This window comes from Actinorugispora endophytica (assembly GCF_004363075.1).
GTDB classification, from domain to species: Bacteria; Actinomycetota; Actinomycetes; order Streptosporangiales; family Streptosporangiaceae; genus Actinorugispora; species Actinorugispora endophytica.
Genome location: NZ_SNYN01000006.1, coordinates 1 through 18,841, shown reverse-complemented (window position 1 = coordinate 18,841; position 18,841 = coordinate 1). Strand labels below are relative to the sequence as shown.

16 protein-coding genes are annotated in these 18,841 nt (G+C 71.5%); 5 read left to right on the top strand and 11 right to left on the bottom strand.

The annotated features are described in order from the left end of the window. Positions 1-207: 207 nt before the first annotated feature. Together EV190_RS10355 and EV190_RS10350 are read right to left on the bottom strand one after the other, a co-directional pair. Positions 208-867 (bottom strand): response regulator, encoded by a 660-nt coding sequence (locus EV190_RS10355; protein ID WP_133741296.1) that lies wholly within the window; start codon positions 865-867, stop codon positions 208-210. A gap of 122 nt (positions 868-989) precedes the next feature. Then, the gene (locus EV190_RS10350; RefSeq protein WP_133741295.1) at positions 990-2,600 is read right to left on the bottom strand and encodes a sensor histidine kinase; all 1,611 of its coding nucleotides are present in this window, start codon (positions 2,598-2,600) and stop codon (positions 990-992) included. A gap of 173 nt (positions 2,601-2,773) precedes the next feature. On the opposite strand from EV190_RS10350, the gene EV190_RS10345 reads away from it, so the two are divergent. Then, positions 2,774-3,301: a hypothetical protein gene (locus EV190_RS10345; protein ID WP_133741294.1), complete on the top strand. Its 528-nt coding sequence runs from the start codon at positions 2,774-2,776 to the stop codon at positions 3,299-3,301. Next, on the top strand, positions 3,291-3,872 hold the full coding sequence (locus tag EV190_RS10340; RefSeq protein WP_133741293.1) for a class F sortase: 582 nt from the start codon (positions 3,291-3,293) through the stop codon (positions 3,870-3,872). Before EV190_RS10345 ends, EV190_RS10340 begins: the two co-directional genes overlap by 11 nt. 21 nt (positions 3,873-3,893) lie before the next feature. Here the strand turns inward: EV190_RS10340 and EV190_RS10335 are convergent, their stop codons facing one another. The 9 genes from EV190_RS10335 to EV190_RS10295 form a co-directional block, all read right to left on the bottom strand. Further along, positions 3,894-4,244, bottom strand: a complete 351-nt coding sequence (locus tag EV190_RS10335) for a winged helix-turn-helix domain-containing protein (protein ID WP_133741292.1) — start codon at positions 4,242-4,244, stop codon at positions 3,894-3,896. Beyond that, positions 4,241-4,687, bottom strand: a complete 447-nt coding sequence (locus tag EV190_RS10330; protein ID WP_133741291.1) for a hypothetical protein — start codon at positions 4,685-4,687, stop codon at positions 4,241-4,243. The genes EV190_RS10335 and EV190_RS10330 overlap by 4 nt, the downstream gene beginning before the upstream one ends. Positions 4,688-4,890: 203 nt before the next feature. Further along, entirely contained in the window at positions 4,891-7,389 is a 2,499-nt protein-coding gene (locus EV190_RS10325; protein ID WP_133741290.1) for a glycoside hydrolase family 2 protein, read from the bottom strand. A 296-nt stretch (positions 7,390-7,685) separates the two neighbouring features. Continuing rightward, positions 7,686-8,618, bottom strand: coding sequence for an ABC transporter ATP-binding protein (locus tag EV190_RS10320; protein ID WP_133741289.1), 933 nt, complete (start codon positions 8,616-8,618; stop codon positions 7,686-7,688). 4 nt (positions 8,619-8,622) lie between these two features. After that, entirely contained in the window at positions 8,623-9,573 is a 951-nt protein-coding gene (locus tag EV190_RS10315) for an ABC transporter ATP-binding protein (protein ID WP_133741288.1), read from the bottom strand. Between the two features lie 2 nt (positions 9,574-9,575). Continuing rightward, a complete protein-coding gene (locus EV190_RS10310; protein ID WP_133741287.1) occupies positions 9,576-10,490 on the bottom strand; it encodes an ABC transporter permease in 915 nt (304 codons plus the stop codon). After that, entirely contained in the window at positions 10,487-11,482 is a 996-nt protein-coding gene (locus tag EV190_RS10305) for an ABC transporter permease (protein ID WP_133741286.1), read from the bottom strand. The genes EV190_RS10310 and EV190_RS10305 overlap by 4 nt, the downstream gene beginning before the upstream one ends. 107 nt (positions 11,483-11,589) lie before the next feature. After that, positions 11,590-13,308: an ABC transporter substrate-binding protein gene (locus tag EV190_RS10300; protein WP_133741285.1), complete on the bottom strand. Its 1,719-nt coding sequence runs from the start codon at positions 13,306-13,308 to the stop codon at positions 11,590-11,592. A gap of 327 nt (positions 13,309-13,635) precedes the next feature. After that, positions 13,636-14,652: a LacI family DNA-binding transcriptional regulator gene (locus EV190_RS10295; protein WP_133741284.1), complete on the bottom strand. Its 1,017-nt coding sequence runs from the start codon at positions 14,650-14,652 to the stop codon at positions 13,636-13,638. A 305-nt stretch (positions 14,653-14,957) separates the two neighbouring features. On the opposite strand from EV190_RS10295, the gene EV190_RS10290 reads away from it, so the two are divergent. The 3 genes from EV190_RS10290 (at position 14,958) to EV190_RS10280 (ending at position 18,748) form a co-directional block, all read left to right on the top strand. Then, positions 14,958-16,187 carry an MFS transporter gene (locus EV190_RS10290; protein WP_133741283.1) on the top strand — a complete coding sequence of 410 codons (1,230 nt, stop codon included), beginning with the start codon at positions 14,958-14,960 and terminating at the stop codon, positions 16,185-16,187. 251 nt (positions 16,188-16,438) lie between these two features. Next, positions 16,439-17,611, top strand: coding sequence for an ROK family transcriptional regulator (locus tag EV190_RS10285; RefSeq protein ID WP_394345515.1), 1,173 nt, complete (start codon positions 16,439-16,441; stop codon positions 17,609-17,611). A 60-nt stretch (positions 17,612-17,671) separates the two neighbouring features. After that, the gene (locus tag EV190_RS10280) at positions 17,672-18,748 is read left to right on the top strand and encodes an ABC transporter substrate-binding protein (RefSeq protein ID WP_133741281.1); all 1,077 of its coding nucleotides are present in this window, start codon (positions 17,672-17,674) and stop codon (positions 18,746-18,748) included. The last annotated feature ends 93 nt before the right edge of the window (positions 18,749-18,841 follow it).

Genomic DNA, 18,841 nt, shown 5'->3' with positions numbered 1-18,841 from the left:
CGGCCGGTCGGGGGCCGCCCGCGCGGCCCCCGTGACGCGGGACGGCAGTGCGGCGCGGGGGTTGTCCGGTGTCCGCAGAAAGGCCCTGCTCGATGATCTTGAGCTTTCTGCCCGTTTCTGGGCCCGGAAGAGCGGAAAGCCCGTGATCGCCACGAGCGGGGGCGGAACCCGTGACACGGGACGGCCCCGGCACCGCTTCCGGAAACCTCAGTGGCGCTCGGTGACCAGGCCCGCCTCGTAGGCGACGATCGCGGCCTGCACCCGGTTCCTGGCGCCCAGGCGGTTCAGGATCGCGCTGACGTAGCTCTTGACGGTGCCCTCCACCAGGAAGAGGCGGCGCGCGATCTCGGCGTTGGACAGCCCCGCCCCGACCAGGGCCAGCACCTCGCGTTCGCGCCCGGTGAGCTCCTCGGTCCGGCGGCGGGCCCTGGCACCCCGCTCCATCCGCCCGTCGCTGAGTTCGGTGATGACCCGCTGGGCGACCCTGGGCGACAGGAACGCGGCGCCGTCGGCGACCGCGCGCACCCCCGCGATCAGTTCGCGCGGGTCCCCGGCCTTGAGCAGGAACCCGGACGCGCCGTCGCCCAGGGCCCGCGCGATGTAGTCGTCCTCGCCGAAGGTGGTGAGGACGACCACGGCCGTCTCCGGCACGGCGCGGCGGATCTCGGCGACCGCGGCCAGGCCGTCCAGTCGGGGCATGCGGATGTCCAACAGCGCCACGTCGGGCCGGTGCGAGCAGGCCAGTTCCACGGCCTCGCGCCCGTCGGCCGCCTCGGCGACCACCTCGATTCCGGGGTCCGCGCCCAGGATGGCCCGCACCCCCGCCCGGATCATGGCCTCGTCGTCGGCCAGCAGCACTCGGATCACTCGGTTCCCCCGTGGTCGCAGTCGTCCGTACTCGTCTTCGGTGCCCGCGCGGCCGGGGCGCGGTCCGCGCGGCCGCGTCGTCGATTTTCCCTGGTTCATCCTGTTTCGCGGCATCCGCGCCACTACGGGGTGACGTCCTCCTTGGCCGCCAGACGTCCGTCGGCGAAGCACAGCCGGTAGATCCGGTAGTCCACGTCGAACAGGTCCGGGGCGGACCGGTAGTGCGCGCACTCCCATCCCCCGGGAAGGGGATCCTCGGACTCCTCGGGCTCGTAGAAGCCCCACTCCGTCTCCGGGAGCCGGTCCCGGACCTCCGCCTCGGCCTGGCCCACCCGCAGCCCGTCGAACCGCTCGGGCGGCAGCGTGCTGCCCACGGCCTCGGCGTAGGTGACCCCGACCGCGAGCGCCACGAGGACGGCCATCCCCGTCCCGGGCAGGCCGACGAGCGCGACGAGCCCCCACCGCACCCGGCGCTGGGCCTGGCGGTAGTAGCGGGTGGTGCGGCTCTGCTCCTCCTGCTCGGCGGAGCACTCCCCGTCCGGGTCCTTCGCGCCCCTGGGACGCGCGGGCAGGTACGCCTCGACCAGCCAGCCGTCCTCGTTCCCGCCCGCCCGCAGGACGCCGCCCGCCAGGCGGACGCGCTCGCGCAGCCCGATCAGCCCGTGGCGGCCGCCCCCCGCGTCCGGCGCGGGTCCGGTCCTCGGCGCGGTGTTGGACACCCTCACCAGGGTCCCGTCCGGGGCGTGCTCCAGGCGCACGGTGGCCACCGCGCCCGGCGCGTGCTTGTTGGCGTTGGTCAGCGCCTCCTGGACGATCCGGTACACGGCGCGGTCCGCCATGTGCGGCAGCCCGGCGGGGTCGCCGCGGCGGATCAGCGTCACCGCCATACCGGAGGCGCGGGCCCGCTCGACGAGGGCGGAAACGTCCTCTCCGGCGGGTTCCATGGGCACCGGCTCGGCGTCGTCGCGCAGGACCCCGATGATCTCGCGCAGCCGCTCGGTGGCGGTGGTGGCGTTCTCCCGGAGTTCGCCCGCCGCCTTCTGGACGCGCTCGCCGATGTCGGGGGCGACCTCCAGCGCGCCCGCGCGCAACGCGATCAGGCTCAGCTCGTGCCCGAGGGAGTCGTGCATGTCCTGGGCGATCCTGGACCTCTCGCGCAGCCGCGCCTGGTCGGCGACGATGCGCTGCTCGCGCTCCAGCCGCTCGGCCCGCTCCCAGCCGGCCAGCGCCAGCTCCCGCCGCTGGCGCCGGTACATCCCGACCACCCACGGGAACAGGATGTTGAAGGCGAAGACCCCCACCACCGTGATCCAGCTCTCGGGCTCGTCCAGCGAGACCAGCGCCACCAGGGGAACGCCCACGGTCGCGACCGCGCCGAACAGGACCAGCGCCGGGCGCGAGTCCGGCATCCGGCGGCCCGCCAGGTAGGCCACGACCATCAGGACGAGCGAGAAGACCCCGGCCCACGAGACGGCCAGGAGCGCGACGACGAGGGCGACCAGCGGGTACGGGCGGGTCAGCAGCACCGTGACGGCCAGGAGCAGCACCGCCCCCACGGTCTCGGTCGCGATCAGGGCGGGCGTCCCGCCCCCTCCGCGCATCCCCGCGACGTTCAGTACGACCAGCGGGACCAGCGCCAGCACCAGCAGGGCGTCCTTGACCTTCTCCGCCCTGGTCGGCCAGCCCTGGAGCGGGCGGACGGCCGTGCCGAGGTCGGACACCGAGAACCTCATGCGGCGACGCTACAGCGGTTCGGGGCCGCTACTGCACCACCGAAAGTCATGAAAGAAAGTTCCGGTATCGGGCAGGCAAAAAGTCCACAAGGGATGATTACCCTGAGTCATCAATGCCCATATCTCCGTGGGGTGACCGGCGCGAACGTGCCGGCGGGCGAGGGAGAGAGTCCATGAAGCTTCTGATGGCGTCCGGAATCGCGGCGACCGCTCTGGTCCTGGTCGCGGGGCCGGCCGCGGCCGACGGTTCCGTCACTGTGGTCCCGCGGGAGGCCCGGCCGGGGTCGGCGGTCGTACTGGAGTCGTCCTGCGTGAAGGGCGCCAAGCGGTTGGAGTACACCTCCCAGGCCTTCGCGGGGACCGCCACCGTCTCTCTGCAGGACAACGCGGGCTCCGCGCACGCCACCCTCAAGAACGGGCTGGCGCCGGGCGTCTACGAGGTCAGGGGCGAGTGCAAGGGCGGCCCCTCCGACGAGGTGGTGCGCTCCGAGATCGTCGTGGTCGAGGACGACCCCTCCTCCGGGCCGGACGCCGTCCCGGCCGTCCCCCCGACGCCGGCCGGCGCCCCGCAGTCCGGCGGCGGCGGGACCTACCAGCGGACCGACCCGACCGTTCCGCTGGCCACCCTGGCGGGCGGCCTGCTGGTCGTGGCCGGTGTCGGGCTGGTGGCCTACCGGCGCGCCGTGCGCCATGGCCGATAGGGGACCGGGCGCGGGCCTGCTGGCGGCCCTGGCGGTGGGCGCGGTGTTCGCGTTCGCGGTGGACGACGACCTCGGGGGTTTCGGGGGGCCGGGCGGGCCCGAGCCGCTGGCGCGCTCGGCCCCCGTCCACCTGTCCATCGAGGAGATCGGGGTGGACGCGCCGCTGGTCCGGCTGGGCCTGAACCCCGACGGAACCCTGCAGGACCCGCCGTTGGAGGAGGCCGGCCTGGCCGGGTGGTACTCGCTGGGCGCGGCCCCCGGCGAGGCCGGGCCCGCCGTCATCACCGGCCACCTGGACACCAGGACCGGGCCGTCGGTCTTTCTCCGCCTGGGCGAGCTGCGGCGCGGCGACACCGTCCGGGTGCGCCGCGCCGACGGCTCCGAGCCCGAGTTCACGGTCCAGCGGGTGGAGCGCGTGGCCAAGGAGGACTTCCCCGCCGAACAGGTCTACGGGCCCGTGGACCACCCGGCGCTGCGCCTGATCACCTGCGGCGGGGAGTTCGACCGCGCCACGGGCCACTACTCGGAGAACACCGTGGTCTACGCCCGCATGAGCGATCCCGGGCGCTGACCCCCGGACGGGGGCCGGGGCTCACGGCGGGGAGCCGGGGAGGCCGGTCGCGGCGATGTCGCGCAGTGCCCGGACGTGCCGCGCGAAGGCGTCGCGACCGGCCCCGGTCAGCGACAGGTGGGTTCGGGGGCGCTTCCCGACGAAGCCCTTGCGGACCTTGACGTACCCGGCTTCCTCCAGCACCGCGACCTGCTTGGACAGCGCCGAATCGGTGATCTCGACCGCGTCCCGCACGACCTTGAACTCGGCCTCGTCGACGGCGGCCAGCGCGGCCGTGACGGAGAACCGCACGGGCGCGTGGATGACGTCGTCGAGCCTGCCGCGCGGGTGGCCGCCGGGAGCCCCCGCCCCTCCGGAGCGCGCCGCGGTCACGACCGGGCCCCGCCGGAGCGCAGGACCGACACTCCCAGGACGGTCAGGGGGAGGGCGGTGGCGACGGCGCCGCCGATCCACCACGCGGCGACGTCCTCGAAGAGGTAGCCGCCGAGGATCAGCACCACCGCGTACAGGGCCGCGGAGGTCAGGAAGGCCAGCAGGTAGCGCGGGCCGTACCTGCGGGGGAACGCCCTGATCCGGGTGGCCGCCAGCCCGCTGCCGATCCCGACCAGGGCGCCCGCGACGCCGCTGACCGCGCCGAGCACCGCTCCGGACAGCGGGGCGAACCCGCAGAACAGGAGCACCAGGGGGAAGAAGGCCGCCAGCGCCAGGACGAAGACGCCGTACCCGCGCGTGTGCCGCCGCACCCTGCCGCCGACGGCTTCGACGTCGGCCAGTGCCGCCTGCGCGGCCTCGGGACGGTAGGTGCCCTCACTCATCGGATCTCCTCGCCTCGGGGCCCGGCTCCCGGACCTTCGCCACAAGAATGGCAAGTACTTTCCAATTTGGCAAGTACTCTCGAAGCAGAAACTTGTCCCGATCCGGAAAACACTGACGGCGCGCGATGGGAACCCACCACGCGCCGTCCTGCCACGGTCCCGGAGAGCCCGCTATCTCCCTCCGGAACCGGCCTCGGTGCCGATCACGCCACCACCTGCTCGTCCCGCCCGGACGCGCGCAGCGCGTCGTTGACGCTGCGCAGCACCGGCGCGCGCGCCACCAGCCCGGGGTCCAGGTGCGCGCCGCCGCGCACCGTGAAGGTGTGCGACTCCCCCGGCAGCAGGGTGACCAGCATGTCGTCCGCCTCGGCCCCCGGGTCGAGGCGGTCCGCGAACAACGAGAGGTCGCGCAGCAGGCTGTGCGCCACCACCGTCACCCGCAGGTCCTCACCGCTCGGGGCGACGCCGACGTCGTACCCGGGCTCGGGGTAGGCGATGTCTCGGTCCTCCGCGAAGAACCAGTACGCCCGCCGCTCGTCCGTGTCCGCGGTGACCAGCTCGGCCGCCGCGTCCCCGGCACCCGCCACGTCGGCGGGGACCTCCACCCGGACCAGGCCGCGCGCGGGCACCGTGAAGGGCGCCTCCGCCCCGGCCAGCACCACCCCCTCCAGGGAGCGCCGCGCCAGGCGGGCGGTCCCCGCCCACTCCTGGTCGGTGTCGTTGGCGAGCGCCAGGACCAGCCCCTCGCCCTCGGGCTGGATGGTGGCCAGGCGGTCGGCGTAGACCGCGCGCAGCGCGTACCACAGCGGCTTGCGCCGTCCGTCGCCGTCCACGGCGGCCCAGGAGGTGACCGGCCAGCAGTCGTTGAGCTGCCACACCACGCTGCCGGCGCAGTCCGGCCACTGGGCGCGGAAGTGCTCGATCCCCACGGTCAGCGCGCGCGCCTGGTTGACCTGGGTGAGGTAGTGCCAGTCGTCGAAGTCGGCGGTGTCGCCGAAGTGCGGGGCCAGTCCCCGGGCGAGCTTGCCGTTGCCGTCGATCGCCTTCTGGTGGTGCAGCATGCCGGGCGAGTCCGGGCGCAGGTCCTCGCCGGGCAGGGCGGCGCGCAGCGTGGCGTAGGCGGGCGGGGCCTGGAAGCCGAACTCCGAGACGAAGCGGGGCTTGTAGTCGCGGTAGACGGTGTAGTCCACCTCGTTCCACACGTCCCAGATGTGCATGGCGGCGTGCCGGGGGTCGTTGGGGTGCACGTCCGGGGAGCCGGAGTAGGGGCTGCCCGGCCAGTAGGGGCGGGTCGGGTCCAGTTCGGCGACCACCCGCGGCAGCAGGTCCAGGTAGTAGCCCTCGCCCCAGCTGCGCCCGGCCAGCGGCTTCTCCCAGTCCCAGTCCCAGAAGCCCCAGATGTTCTCGTTGTTGCCGTTCCACAGCACCAGGCTGGGGTACGGGGCGAGCCGGACCACGGCCTCGCGGGCCTCGGCCTCGACCTCCTCGGCCAGCGGCGACTCCTCGGGGTAGGCCGCGCAGGCGAACAGGAAGTCCTGCCAGACCAGCACCCCGCGCTCGTCGCAGAGCTCGTAGAAGTCCTCGCTCTCGTAACGCCCGCCGCCCCAGATCCGCAGCAGGTTCATGTTCGCCCCGACCGCCTGGTCGATGCGCTCGGCGTAGCGCTCGCGGCCGACGCGGGTGACGAAGCAGTCGTCGGGGATCCAGTTGGCGCCCTTGACCAGGACGGGTTTGCCGTTGATCACGAAGGTGAAGCGGCGCCCGCCCTCGTCGACGCCCGTGTCCAGCTCGACGGTGCGGAAGCCGACGCGCCGCCGCCAGTCCGCCAGTTCGGCGCCGTCGGCGGAGAGCACCACGCGCAGGTCGTACAGCGGCTGGTCCCCGTGTCCGATCGGCCACCACAGCGCGGGGTCGTCGACCTCGACCTCGACCTCGGTCCGGCACACGCCCGGGGGCACCGCGACCGCGGCGGTCCGCCCGGCGATCTCGGCGCGCAGGGTCAGCCCGGCGTCCTCACCGGTGTCGGACCGCTCGACCTCGACCCGGACCAGGACCCGCCCCCGCGCGCCGCCCTCGGGCGTCGCGGCGACGGTGACCTGCGGGACCACCCGGGAAAGCCGGGCGGTGCTCCAGGCGTGCAGCCGGATCGGCCGCCAGATACCGGAGGTGACCAGGGTCGGCCCCCAGTCCCAGCCGAAATTGCACGCCATTTTCCGGATGAATTGGAAAGGCTCGGGATAGGCGTTGGGGCGGTCTCCGAGTTCTTCGCGCAGCGCCTCGGCGTAGCCGTACGGCGAGGCGAACTCGACCCGCAGCTCGTTGCCGCCCTCGCGCAGCGCCGGACGCAGGTCGAACCGGTAGGCGCGGTGCATGTTGCGGGTCCGGCCGAGGGGCCGCCCGTTGAGGCTCAGGTCGGCGACGGTGTCCAGGCCCTCGCACTCGAGGTCCACCCGCTCGGCTCCGGCCAGCGCGGCGGCGTCGAAACCGGTGGTGTAGCTCCACCGGGTCCGGCCGATCCAGGTCAGTTCGTCCTCGTTCGCCCCCTCGTAGGGGTTGGGGATGAGGCCGGCCGCCAGCAGGTCGGTGTGCACGCATCCGGGCACGGTCGCCGGAACGCCGGCCGACCCGATCGAGGCGGGGACCTCCTCGGGCGCCTCGGCTCGCAGGGTCCAGTCGTCGCGCAGATCGATGCGCACTGCCATTGCGTCTCCACACTTGTGCGGGTGTGTCCACTGTCGGAGGGTGCGGCCCGGGCGCCTGGAGGAGGGAGGGGGCGTAACCCGGTGCCGGACCGCACCCGGCTTTCGGCGGCCCCATGTCCTCCTCATGTCGCCGCCGTCAATTCAATGAGACTACTAAACCGGTTCAGGGTCAAGAGTAAGAAGTAAAATGAATCGGTTCAGTTCCCCCGTTTGCCGTGACGTTTCCGGGGTCTCGACCGTCCCCGGGACCCTGGAAACGTCACGGCCAACGGGGGCCGCCGCGGACCGGGAACGCCCTAGGCCCGGACCCCCGGGACGAAGGGCTGCACGAAGTGGTCCTCGGACGCCTCGACCAGGTCGCCGGGAACCTCCTGGGCGGTCGACAGGTGGTAGTCGCGGGACCCGGTGTCGGCCAGCTCGCGGGCGCGCAGCTCGGCCTCCACCTCCTCCCACTTCTTGTGGAACTGCGGCACCGAGGCGAGCAGCTTCCTGGTGTAGGGGTGCAGCGGGTCGCCGAACACCTTCTCGGTGCCGCCGCGCTCCACGATCGACCCCTTGTGCAGGATCACCGTCTGGTCGCTGATGTAGTTGCCCAGCGCCAGGTCGTGCGTGATGAACAGGATGCCCATGCCCCGCGCCTTCAGGTCGGCGAGCAGGTTGAGCACGTCGATCCGGGTGGAGGCGTCCAGCATGCTGATCACCTCGTCGGCCACCAGGTAGTCGATGTCCAGCAGCAGCGCGCGGGCGATCAGCAGCCGCTGCAACTGGCCGCCGCTGAGCTGGTGCGGGTACTTGCCGAGGACCTGCGCGGGGTCCAGGCGCACCACGTCGAGCGCCGAGCGCACCTTCTCGCGCCACTCCGCGTCGGACACGCCCCGGTGGTACTCGGAGCGGATCACCGCGAAGACCCGGTCGGCCTTGAAGATGGGGTTGTAGCTGCTGAAGGGGTCCTGGAAGACGCCCTGGACCCTCCGGTAGTACTCCTTGAGCCTGCGGTTGCCGCGCAGCGTGGAGATGTCGGTCCCGTCGCAGGTGATCGCCCCGCGACTGACCGACGCGATGCGCAGCGCCATCTTCCCCAGCGTGCTCTTGCCGCTGCCGCTCTCACCGATCAGCGACACCACCTCGCCGGGGCGCACCTCGAAGTCGGCGTCGCGCACGGCGGTCAGCTCGTCGCCGCCGAAGGAGCCGACCCTGTAGACCTTGGAGACCCGGTCGAATTTCAACATCTGCTCACTCGGCCTTCCAGCACGCGACGTAGTGGTCGCGCTCGACTTCGACGAACGGCGGCTGCTCCTCGCACTCCTCGGAGGCGAGCGGGCAGCGCGCCCGGAACCGGCAGCCCTTGGGCGGGTCGAGCAGCCCGGGCGGGCTCCCGGGGATCCCGGTCAGCCGCTTCTCCGCGTACTTGACGCCCACCTCGGGCAGCGCCGAGATCAGCATCTTGGTGTAGGGGTGCCGGGGCGCCTCGATGATCGTGCGGGCCGGAGCCTTCTCCGCCAGCCGCCCCGCGTACATCACCATGATGCTGTCGGCGATCTGGTACACCAGCGAGATGTCGTGGGTGACCACGATCATGCTCTTGACGAACCGGCGGTCGCGGAACTCCACCAGCGTCTCGGCGACCGCGCGCTGGGTGGAGACGTCCAGCGCCGAGGTCACCTCGTCGGCGATCAGCAGGGACGGGTTCAGCAGCGTGGACAGCACCATGACGACGCGCTGCTTCATACCGCCGGACAGCTCGATGGGGTACCGGTCGAGCACGTCGACGTCCAGGCCCACCAGCTCGATCCGGCGGTTCAGCTCCTCGCGGACCTCCCTGAAGCGCACGCCCCGCGACTCCAGCAGCTCGGCGGTCATCCTGCCGATCTTGCGGGTCGGGTTCATCGCGCTCATCGCGTACTGCGGGATGAGCGAGATCCGCTTGTAGCGGAAGTCGTTCATCTTCCTGTCGTCCCAGACCGGCACCTCGTCGCCGTCGAGCTCGACGGCGCCGCCCACGTACTTCATCCGCCCGTCCAGGCGGATCAGGCTCTTGCCGAGCGTGGACTTCCCGCTGCCGGACTCCCCCGCGAGTCCCATGATCTCGCCGTCGGCCAGGGTGAAGGCCGGCCCGTCGAGCGCGCGCACGTCCCCGCGCAGGGTCCGGTAGTAGACCCGCAGGTCCGAGACCTTGAGGCTCACCGTCACATCTCCCTCAGTCTGGGGTTGAAGACCTCGTCCAGTCCCACGTTCATGACATAGAGCGACCCGACGATCGCGGTGATGCCCAGGCCCGGGGGTACGAACCACCACCACACGCCGAGCTGGAGCGCCCCCCACTTGACCGCCTGGTGCATCATCAGGCCCAGCGACGTGCCGTCGGTCGGGCCGAGGCCCACGAAGTCCAGGCCCGCGGCGGCCAGGACCGCGCCGCCGAAGAGCAGGATCAGCGTCATGAACAGGTAGGAGCTCATGTTCGGCGCGATGTCCCGGACGATGATCTTCCAGGTCCTCACACCGCTGAGCCGGGCCAGGTCCACGAAGTCGCGCGAGCTCAGGGACAGCGCCTGGGAGCGGATCGCGCGCGCGGCCCACGGCCACGAGGTCAGGCCGATGAAGAAGGACTGCATCATCACGCCGCGCGAGTCCATGTAGGCGACGAGGATGAACAGCACCGCCAGGGTCGGCAGCACCAGCACGACGTTAGTGATCATGTTGAGGATCTCGTCGACCCAGCCGCCCTTGTACCCGGCGACGAATCCGATGGCCATGCCGATGACCGCCGCGACCACGCCGCCGAGGATCCCCACCAGGAAGGTCGCGCGGATGCCGTACACGAACTGGGTGAAGATGTCCTGGCCGAACTGGGTGGTGCCGAACCAGTACTCCCCCGACGGGGGGAGTCCCGGCGGCGCGATCCGCGCGTTGGGGTCGGGGCTCAGGAAGAACGGCCCGAGGATCCCCGTCACCAGGAAGGCCAGCACGATCCCCAGGCCGATCAGCAGCTTGGGGTTGCGCAGCGCGAAGTACAGCGCCTCCCGCTTGGGCGCCTCCGGAAGCGCGGGCACGGGCGCGTCGGGCGACGTGGCCGGGTCGGGCAGCGGCTGTGCGGCGGTCATTTGGCCCCACCTTGCATCTGGATCCGGGTCCGCGGATCCACCAGGACGTACACGATGTCGATGATGAAGTTGGCGATCAGGACTCCGGCGACGATGAACAGGAACACGCCCTGGAGCAGGAAGAAGTCCTGGTTCTGGATCGCCTGGAGGATCAGGAAGCCCAGGCCCGGGTAGGAGAAGACGATCTCCGTGAGCAGCGCGCCCGCCACGACCGTCCCCAGCTGCACGGCCAGGCCGGTGAGCTGGGGGAGCATCGCGTTGCGGAAGGCGTACCTGCGGATCAGGCGGCGCGGGGCGCCCAGGGCCTGGAGGTAGTTCGCGTACTCCGACTCCAGCTCGTAGATGATCATGTTGCGCATGCCGATCGCCCAGCCGCCCAGCGACACCAGGAACAGCGACAGGAACGGCAGGAACCAGTGCTCGAGCAGGCTGGAGACGAACACCCAGGAGAACTCGGGGCGCAACGCGAAGCTGTACGCGCCCGAGGAGGGGAAGAAGCCGCCGACGATGCCCAGGCTCCAGGCCAGGAGCAGGGCCAGCCACATGTACGGGGTGGCGGTCAGCACGTAGCCGACGGGCAGGACCGTGTTGTCCAGCCACTTGCTGCGCGCGGCGTAGGCGCCGAACTTGTTGCCGATGACCCAGCTGAGCAGGATCGCGGGCAGCAGCAGGCCCAGGCTGTAGGGCACCGCGTCCATGATGACCTCGGTGACCGGGGTCGGGAACAGCCAGATGCTGACGCCCAGGTCGCCCTTGAACAGCGAGCCCCAGAAGTTGAGGTACTGCTGCCAGACCGGCATGTCGAGGCCGAACACGCTGTTGTAGTAGTCGCGCATCGCCTGCGAGGCCTCGGGGTTCGACAGCGAAGCGCGGGCGAGTCTGCTCTGGACGGGGTCTCCCGGCATGAAGCGCGGGATCATCCAGTTGATGGTGACGGCGGCGAAGAACGTCAGCGCGTAGACGAAGATCTTGCGGCCGAAGTATTTACGCAACAGGCCCTCCTGGCCCTGGCGGCCGGGGCCGGTCCCCGCCCCGCTCCCCCGTGCGGGGGCCGGGGCGGGGACCGGCCGTCACCGGCCGCTCACTCGGGGATCCGCCGCTACTCTCCGGTGGCCGGCTCGAGCTCGGTCAGCATCAGGATGCCGCCCAGCTGGAAGTAGCCGCGCCAGGTCGAGGGCAGGTAGTGGTTGTCGGTCTCGCTGGAGGGCCAGTTGGTCCACACCGTGTTGCTGGTCTGCGACCACAGGCCGTTGTACCAGAGCGGGATGATGGGCATCTCCTCGAGGTGGATCTGCTGGAGCCGGCCGGTGATCTCCAGGATCGCCTCGGTGTCCTCGACGGGGGTGCGGTCGAGTTCGCCGACCAGTTCCCAGACCTCCTCGTTCTCGTAGCGCCCGAAGTTGACCGTGGTCTGCGACTCCTGGACCGGCAGGCGGAACATGTAGTCGTAGTAGGTCCACGGCGTGTTGCTGATCTGGCGCTCGTTGTTGATCACCAGGTCGAAGTCGCCGCTGTTGCGCTGGTCGACCAGGGCGTTGAACTCGGGGAACTCGGCGGTCACGTTGATGCCGGCGGCGGTCGCGCTCTCGCTGATGACCCGCGCGGCCTCCATCCAGTCGGTCCAGCCGCTGGGCACGATCAGGGACAGCTCGATCGGGTCGCCGTTGGGGGTCTCGACGAGGCCGTCGTTGTCGGTGTCCTCGTAGCCCGCCTCCTCCAGGATGCTCTTGGCCTCGTCGGTGTCGAACGGGGTGGCGTACTCCTCGACGACCTCGGTGTCGATGTAGTCGTCCCAGGCGGGGAGCAGACCGGTGGGGTCCGCCGGGGTCACGATGCCGCCGTACACGCCGTTGACGATCTCGTCCATGTCGATGGAGGCCGAGAGCGCCTTGCGGAACTCGGGGTCGTTCATCGGCTCCCGGGTGGTGTTGGGCACCAGCCAGGCGGTGTTGGCGGAGAGCATGTAGGGCTCTTCGGGGTAGTAGGTCTCCACCCCGTAGCCGCCCTGGACCAGCTGGGCGACGCCCGGCAGGAAGTTGTTGTTCATGTCGATGTTGCCCTGCAGCACCTGGCCGAGGGCGGCCTCGTTGCTGGTGTTGACCACGTCGACGATGTAGGTGGGGGCGACCTCGCGGTCCAGGGCCTCGGTGGCCCACCAGTCCTCGCGCTTCCTCCAGACCTGGCGGTCCTGGTCGTGCGTCTCGTAGGCGTAGGCGCCGGTGCCGACGGGGTCCTCGTTGGCGCCGGTGATGATCTCCTCGTCCGAGCGGTCGGCCCACAGGTGCTCGGGCACGATGGCGTTGAAGTACAGCCAGTTCGCCCACTGCGCGTAGTTGGCCTCGGAGAAGGTGAACTCCACCGTGTGGTCGTCGACGGCCTCGGCGCTCTCCAGCCACTGCCAGAGGTTGCTGTAGGAGGAGGTCTCGATCTGGCCGACCTCGACGGTGAACACGACGTCGTCGGCGGTGAACGCCTCGCCGTCGGACCACTCGACGCCCTCGCGGAGCTTCAGCTCGTAGGTGCTGTCGTCGGTCCACTCGCCGCTCTCGGCGAGCCAGGGGATGTACTCGCCGGACTGCGGCTCGTACAGGAACAGCGTCTCGTAGACCAGGCCGACCGTTCCGGTAGCATAGCTACCGGTGTCCAGGGGGTTCCAGCTGATCGGCGGTCCCCACTGGGTTCCGCCGGTGTAGAGGGTCTCCGCGCGCGGGTAGTTCCCCGCCGGGGCGTCCCCTTCTCCGGTGTCGCTCGCGCAGGATGTGGCCACCAGGCCCGCCAGCGCGAGAGGGATCAGAAACCTGAACCGGTTTCGTGTCATCCTTCTCTCCTCCATCCGCCGCCGGGGGCCTCGCCCCTGGCAGCAGTCGTTCGAGAGCGTTCCCAGGCTCCGGTCCCCCCGTAGCCGACCGCCCGATCACGCGTTCATCGCCTGATGCGGTGTCTCATGCTCTCCCGCCCCGCCGTGACGCGGGTCACGTCGGGGAGTGAACGAAAGAACATCACTAAACCGGTTCAGCGTCAAGATGCGTTATGAAAACTAAACCGGTTCACGGACGGTACGGGACCAACGTCCCCCGGCTGCCGCGAAGGCTCCCGAAGACGCGAAAAGGCCCCAAAGGGGCCCTATCGCCGCACAGGGCGCACGTCAGGACGCGGCCGGACCGGTGCTGGCTCGCGGGACCAGCCGGCTGCGCTGGGTCCGCACGGACCGCGCCGGCCCGCCCGCGATGGTCTCCAGCAGCAGGGAGACCGCGAGCCTGCCGTGCTGGGTCACGTCGCGCCCGACAGCGGTCAGGGCGGGGCGGATCGCCCCGCAGATCACCGAGTCGTCCCAGGCCACGATGGACAGCCGCTCGGGGACCGGGACGCCGAGCTCTTGAGCGACCCCCAGCGCCGCCACCGCCATCAGGTCGTTGTCGAAGACGAGCGCGCTGGGCGGGTTCGCGCCGGTGAGCAGCTCGCGGGTGACGACCTCGGCCTGGTCGCTGAGGTAGTCGGTGTGGACCACCTCCGCGGAGGCCAGGCCCACCTCCTTCGCGGTCCCGGCGAACGCCCGCGAGCGCGTCTCGGTGTGCACGAACTCGGCCGGTCCCGCGACCCGGGCGATCCGCCGGTGGCCCAGCCCCGCCAGGTACTCCACCACCTCGCTCATCGCCGCGGCGTCGTCGGTCCACACGCACGGCGTGCCCTCGGTGTGGTCGGGGCCGCCGATCACCACCGCGGGCAGCCGCAGGTCCCTGACGACCGGCAGCCGGGGGTCGTCCCGGCGCAGGTCGACCAGCAGCACGCCGTCCACCCGGCGCTCGGCGTTCCAACGCTGGTAGGTGGCCATCTCCAGCCCCTTGTCGTCGGCCGACTGGAGCATCAGGGAGGTGGCCCCGCCCGCGAGCTCGGCCTGGATCCCGCCGATCAGGCGCATGAAGAACGGTTCGGCCGACAGTATCTTGGCCGGGCGGTCCACCACCATGCCGATCGCCCCGGCCCGTCCGTCCGACAGCGCCCTGGCCGCACTGCTGGGCGCCCATCCCAGCTGCTCCGCGATGTCCAGGATGCGCCGGCGGGTGGCGTCCGAGACTCCGGGCCGACCGTTGAGCGCGTAGGAGACCGCGCCCTTCGACACCCCGGCGGCCTTGGCGATGTCGACGATCGTCGGACGCCTCATATCAACTCCCCCGCTCGTTTGTGAACCGGTTTACCCGAGCGGGTTACCAATTCGTACAGCATTCGATTCAATCGAAAGAGTATTACCCGGCGCACCGCAATTCGACCCCGAACACTCTTCGCCACCGGACGAACACCCTGAAACCGCCCTCCGGGATCGATAGATAGGATGTATTCCGGATGCCGGTCCACCGCCATCCGGGCTCGTCCAGCCCGCAGAGCTGCAGCGCCCGCCGCACGATCGGCACACGAGTCCCCGCGCTCCGGGAAGGCGCTCGCCTGGAGGGTACGAAGGAGCCCTCTCCCGTGTCACCCCTCAGCACCCTGCGCCGCATGCGCGAGATCGCGGGCACGCCCCTGCTGCTCTCCTCCTTCCTGGCCCGGCTGCCGATGTCCATGTCCCTCATCGGCATCCTCACCCTGGTCACCGCCGAGACCGGCAGCGTCGCCGCGGGCGGCCTGGCCTCCGGCGCGCTCGCCCTGGGCGAGACCGTCGGCGGTCCTGTCATCGCGCGTCTGGCCGATCGGCGCGGCCAGCGGCCCGTGGTCCTGGCCGCCTCGCTGGCGGAGGGCGCGCTTCTGGTCCTGCTGGTGCTCGCGGTGTCCGCGGACACCGCACCGGCCGTACCGGTCGCGCTCGCGGTCCTGGCCGGACTGGCGATGCCGCAGATCGGCCCGCTCGCCCGGTCCCGGTGGATCTCGATCGCCGGACGCGCCGCGAACGAGCGCGAACGCGAGCGCTCCGTCGCGGCCGCGATGAGCGTGGACGGGGTCCTGGACGAGACGGGGTTCGTGGTGGGCCCGGCCGTGGTGGGCCTGCTCGCGGTCGCGGTCGGTCCCGCGGCCGCCGTGCTCGGCGCCGCCGTCCTGGTCGCCGTCTTCGGCTCCGCGTTCGCCCTGCACCGCACCGCGCCGCTGGGCGCGCCGCCCCGGCCCGGGGGCGAGCGGCTGTGGCGGTCGGGACTGCTGGTGCTCGCCGTCCCGATGTTCTGCCAGGGCGCGTTCTTCGGCGGCGCGACCGCCGGGGTGACCGCGTTCAGCCAGCAGATCGGCCGCCCCGACCTGTCCGGTCTGCTGTACGCCGTCATGGGGGTCACCAGCGCGGCCGCCGGACTCCTGATGGCCTCGGTGCCATCCGGAGTGACGCTGCCGGTCCGGCTGCGCCTGGCCGCCGCCGGGCTCGCCGTCTTCTCGCTCCCCATGCTGGCGGCCCCGGGAACGGGGACGCTGCTGGCGGCGATGCTGCTGCTGGGCACGGCCGTCGGGCCGCACCTGGTCACGGTCTTCTCGCTGGTCGAGCGCGCCGCCCCGGCCGACCGGCTGGCCCAGGCCATGACCGTGCTGCTCAGCTTCCTCATCCTGGGCCAGTCGCTGGGCTCGGCGGCGGCCGGCCGCCTCGCCGAGCGGTTCGGCCCCTCGGGCGCGTTCGCCCTCACCACGGCCGCCGCCGCGACGGCCCTGGTGGCCGCCACCCTGCTGGTCCGCTCCCGCTGGTACACCACACGCCCCGGCGAGACGGCGCCGACGCCGGTCTAGGGAAGCTCGACGCGGGGTTGTTCGGGGCTCTCTCCGGTGATCTTGACCTTTTCGGGGCCTCAACCGCCTCTGAGACCCCGAAAAGGTCAAGATCACCGGGAGGAGGGGGACCGCGAACCGGGGCTTTCGCCGACGGCTCGGCATAACTCGGTTCGGTAACTTCGGTCGATCGTCGACGAAAGGGGCGTTGACGAGCTCTCAAAAGTCGTCCTAGTTTGTGTGTCACATCACACAACGGGACTTCGGAGACCGTGTTGAACTCAGCAGGAGACGTGCTGGCCCTGATCAGCCGGGGGGCCGCCGGAACGCGGGCGGACCTCGCCAGGCTCACCGGGATGGCCCGCTCCACCGTGGCGCAGCGGGTGGAGGCGCTGATCGAGCACGGGCTGGTGGAGGAGACCGGTGCCGGGGCGTCCACCGGCGGGCGCCCGCCCCGGCTGCTGCGGCTCGACACCGCGCGCAACTGCGTCCTCGGCGTGGACCTCGGCGCCACCCACTGCCGGGTCGCGCTCATGGACATCGGCGGGACCATCCTGGCCGCCAGCGAGGACCCCGTCCAGATCGGCCAGGGGCCGCTCAGCGTCCTCGAACACGTCGACACCCGCATGCACGAGCTCCTCGCCGAGGCGGGGCGCCCGCTGGAGACGCTCAAGGCGGTCGGCATCGGCGTCCCCGGACCGGTCGAGTTCGCGACCGGGCGCCCCGTCGCCCCGCCGATCATGCCCGGCTGGCACGAGTACCCGGTCCCCGAGTTCTTCACCGGCCGCTACCCCGTCGAGGTCCTGGTGGACAACGACGTCAACGTCCTGGCCCTGGGCGAACGGCGCTTCGCCTACCCGGACTCCGCCCACCTGCTGTTCGTCAAGATCGGGACCGGCATCGGCTGCGGCGTCGTCGTCGACGGCCACCTGCACCGCGGCGCCCAGGGCGGCGCGGGGGACATCGGGCACATCCGGGTGCCCGACGCCGCCGACGCGCTGTGCCGCTGCGGCAACACCGGCTGCCTGGAGGCGGTGGCCGGGGGCGCCGCCCTGGCCGCCCGGCTCACCGCGGCCGGCGTCCCCGCCGCCACCGGCCGCGACGTGGTCGCCCTGGTCAACCAGGGCGACGGCACCGCGCTCCGGCTGGTGCGCGAGGGGGGCAGGATCATCGGCGACGTGCTCGCCGGGCTGGTCAACTTCTTCAACCCCGAGGTCATCGTCGTGGGAGGCGTGATGGCCAGAGTCCACGAACCCCTCCTGGCGGGTATGCGCGAGGTCATCTACCAGCGGTCGCTGCCGCTGGCCACGCACCGCCTCACCGTCGTGCCCAGCCGTTCCGGCGAGGAGGGCGGTGTACTCGGCGCGGGCCGCCTGGCGATCGACCACGTCCTCGCCCCCGACCACGTCAACCGCGCCCTCTCCCCGCCCACCGGCGCGACCTGACGGTCCCACCGGCGCCGTCCCTCTCCCGCAGCACCCGGCATCCCGACCTGGAGGCCCATGATGACCACACGACCACGACTCCCGCGCCTGTCCGCCCTCGCCGCCGGCGCGATCCTGATCAGCGCGACCGCCTGCACCACTCCCGAGTCCGGCGGCGGCGGGGAGGACGACGCGCAGGGCCCGTTCACGATCGGGCTCAGCAACGGCTTCATCGGCAGCGAATGGCGCGAGCAGATGCTCGCCACCCTTCAGGAGGCGGTCGCCGAGTACGAGGCCGAGGGCGTCGTCGACGAGCTCGTGGTGGAGAGCGCCGACGTCGACGTGAACGGCCAGATCCAGCAGATCCGCAACCTGGTCAACTCGGGGGTGGACGCCATCATCGTCAACCCCAACTCGCCCACCGCCCTGGACCAGGTCTTCGCCGAGGCCGCCGACCAGGGCATCATGATCGTCGCGATCGACCAGGCGGTCACCTCCGAGCACGTCACCAACGTCGTCATCGACCAGGGCGAATGGGCGGCGACCGGCGCGCGCTGGCTGGCCGGGGAGGTCGGCGAGGGCGGCGAGGTCATCGCCGTCAACGGCATCGACGGCCACCCCGCCAACGAGGCCCGCTGGGAGGGCGCCAGCGCGGTCTTCGAGGAGGCCGGGGTGGAGGTCGTGGCCAACGACTTCGCCGAATGGGACCAGGCCACCGGCCAGCAGGTCACCCAGAACCTCCTGGCCAGCCACCCCGACGTGGACGGCGTCTTCGTCCAGGACGGCATGGCCCTGGGCGCGCTCCAGGCGCTGGAGGCCGAAGACCTGGTCGACGACGTCGCGATCACCGGGGAGGCCCGGGTGGGCTTCATGCGGCGCTGGGCCGAGCAGCGCGAGGAGGACCCGGAGTACTCCAGCATCGGGGTGCCCAACCCGCCCGCCGGGTCGGTCTCCGCGCTGCACGTGGTGGTCCGGATGCTCGAGGGCCGGGAGTTCGCGCCCGACGCGCTGGACGGCAACACCCTGTACCTGCCGATCCCCGAGACCGTCACCGACGAGAACTTCGACGAGCGGTTCGCCGCGGTGGAGGACGAGGCCGACACCTACGCGGTGGACGGCCACCTCACCCCCGAGGAAGCCGACGCCTACTTCCAGTAGGGAGGCTCCGGCGCGGGGGTGATTCGCGTGCCGGTGCTTCGGGTGGGTCTTTCGGCCTCACGCCACGCGGATCGCGAGGTCACGGCGGGCGGC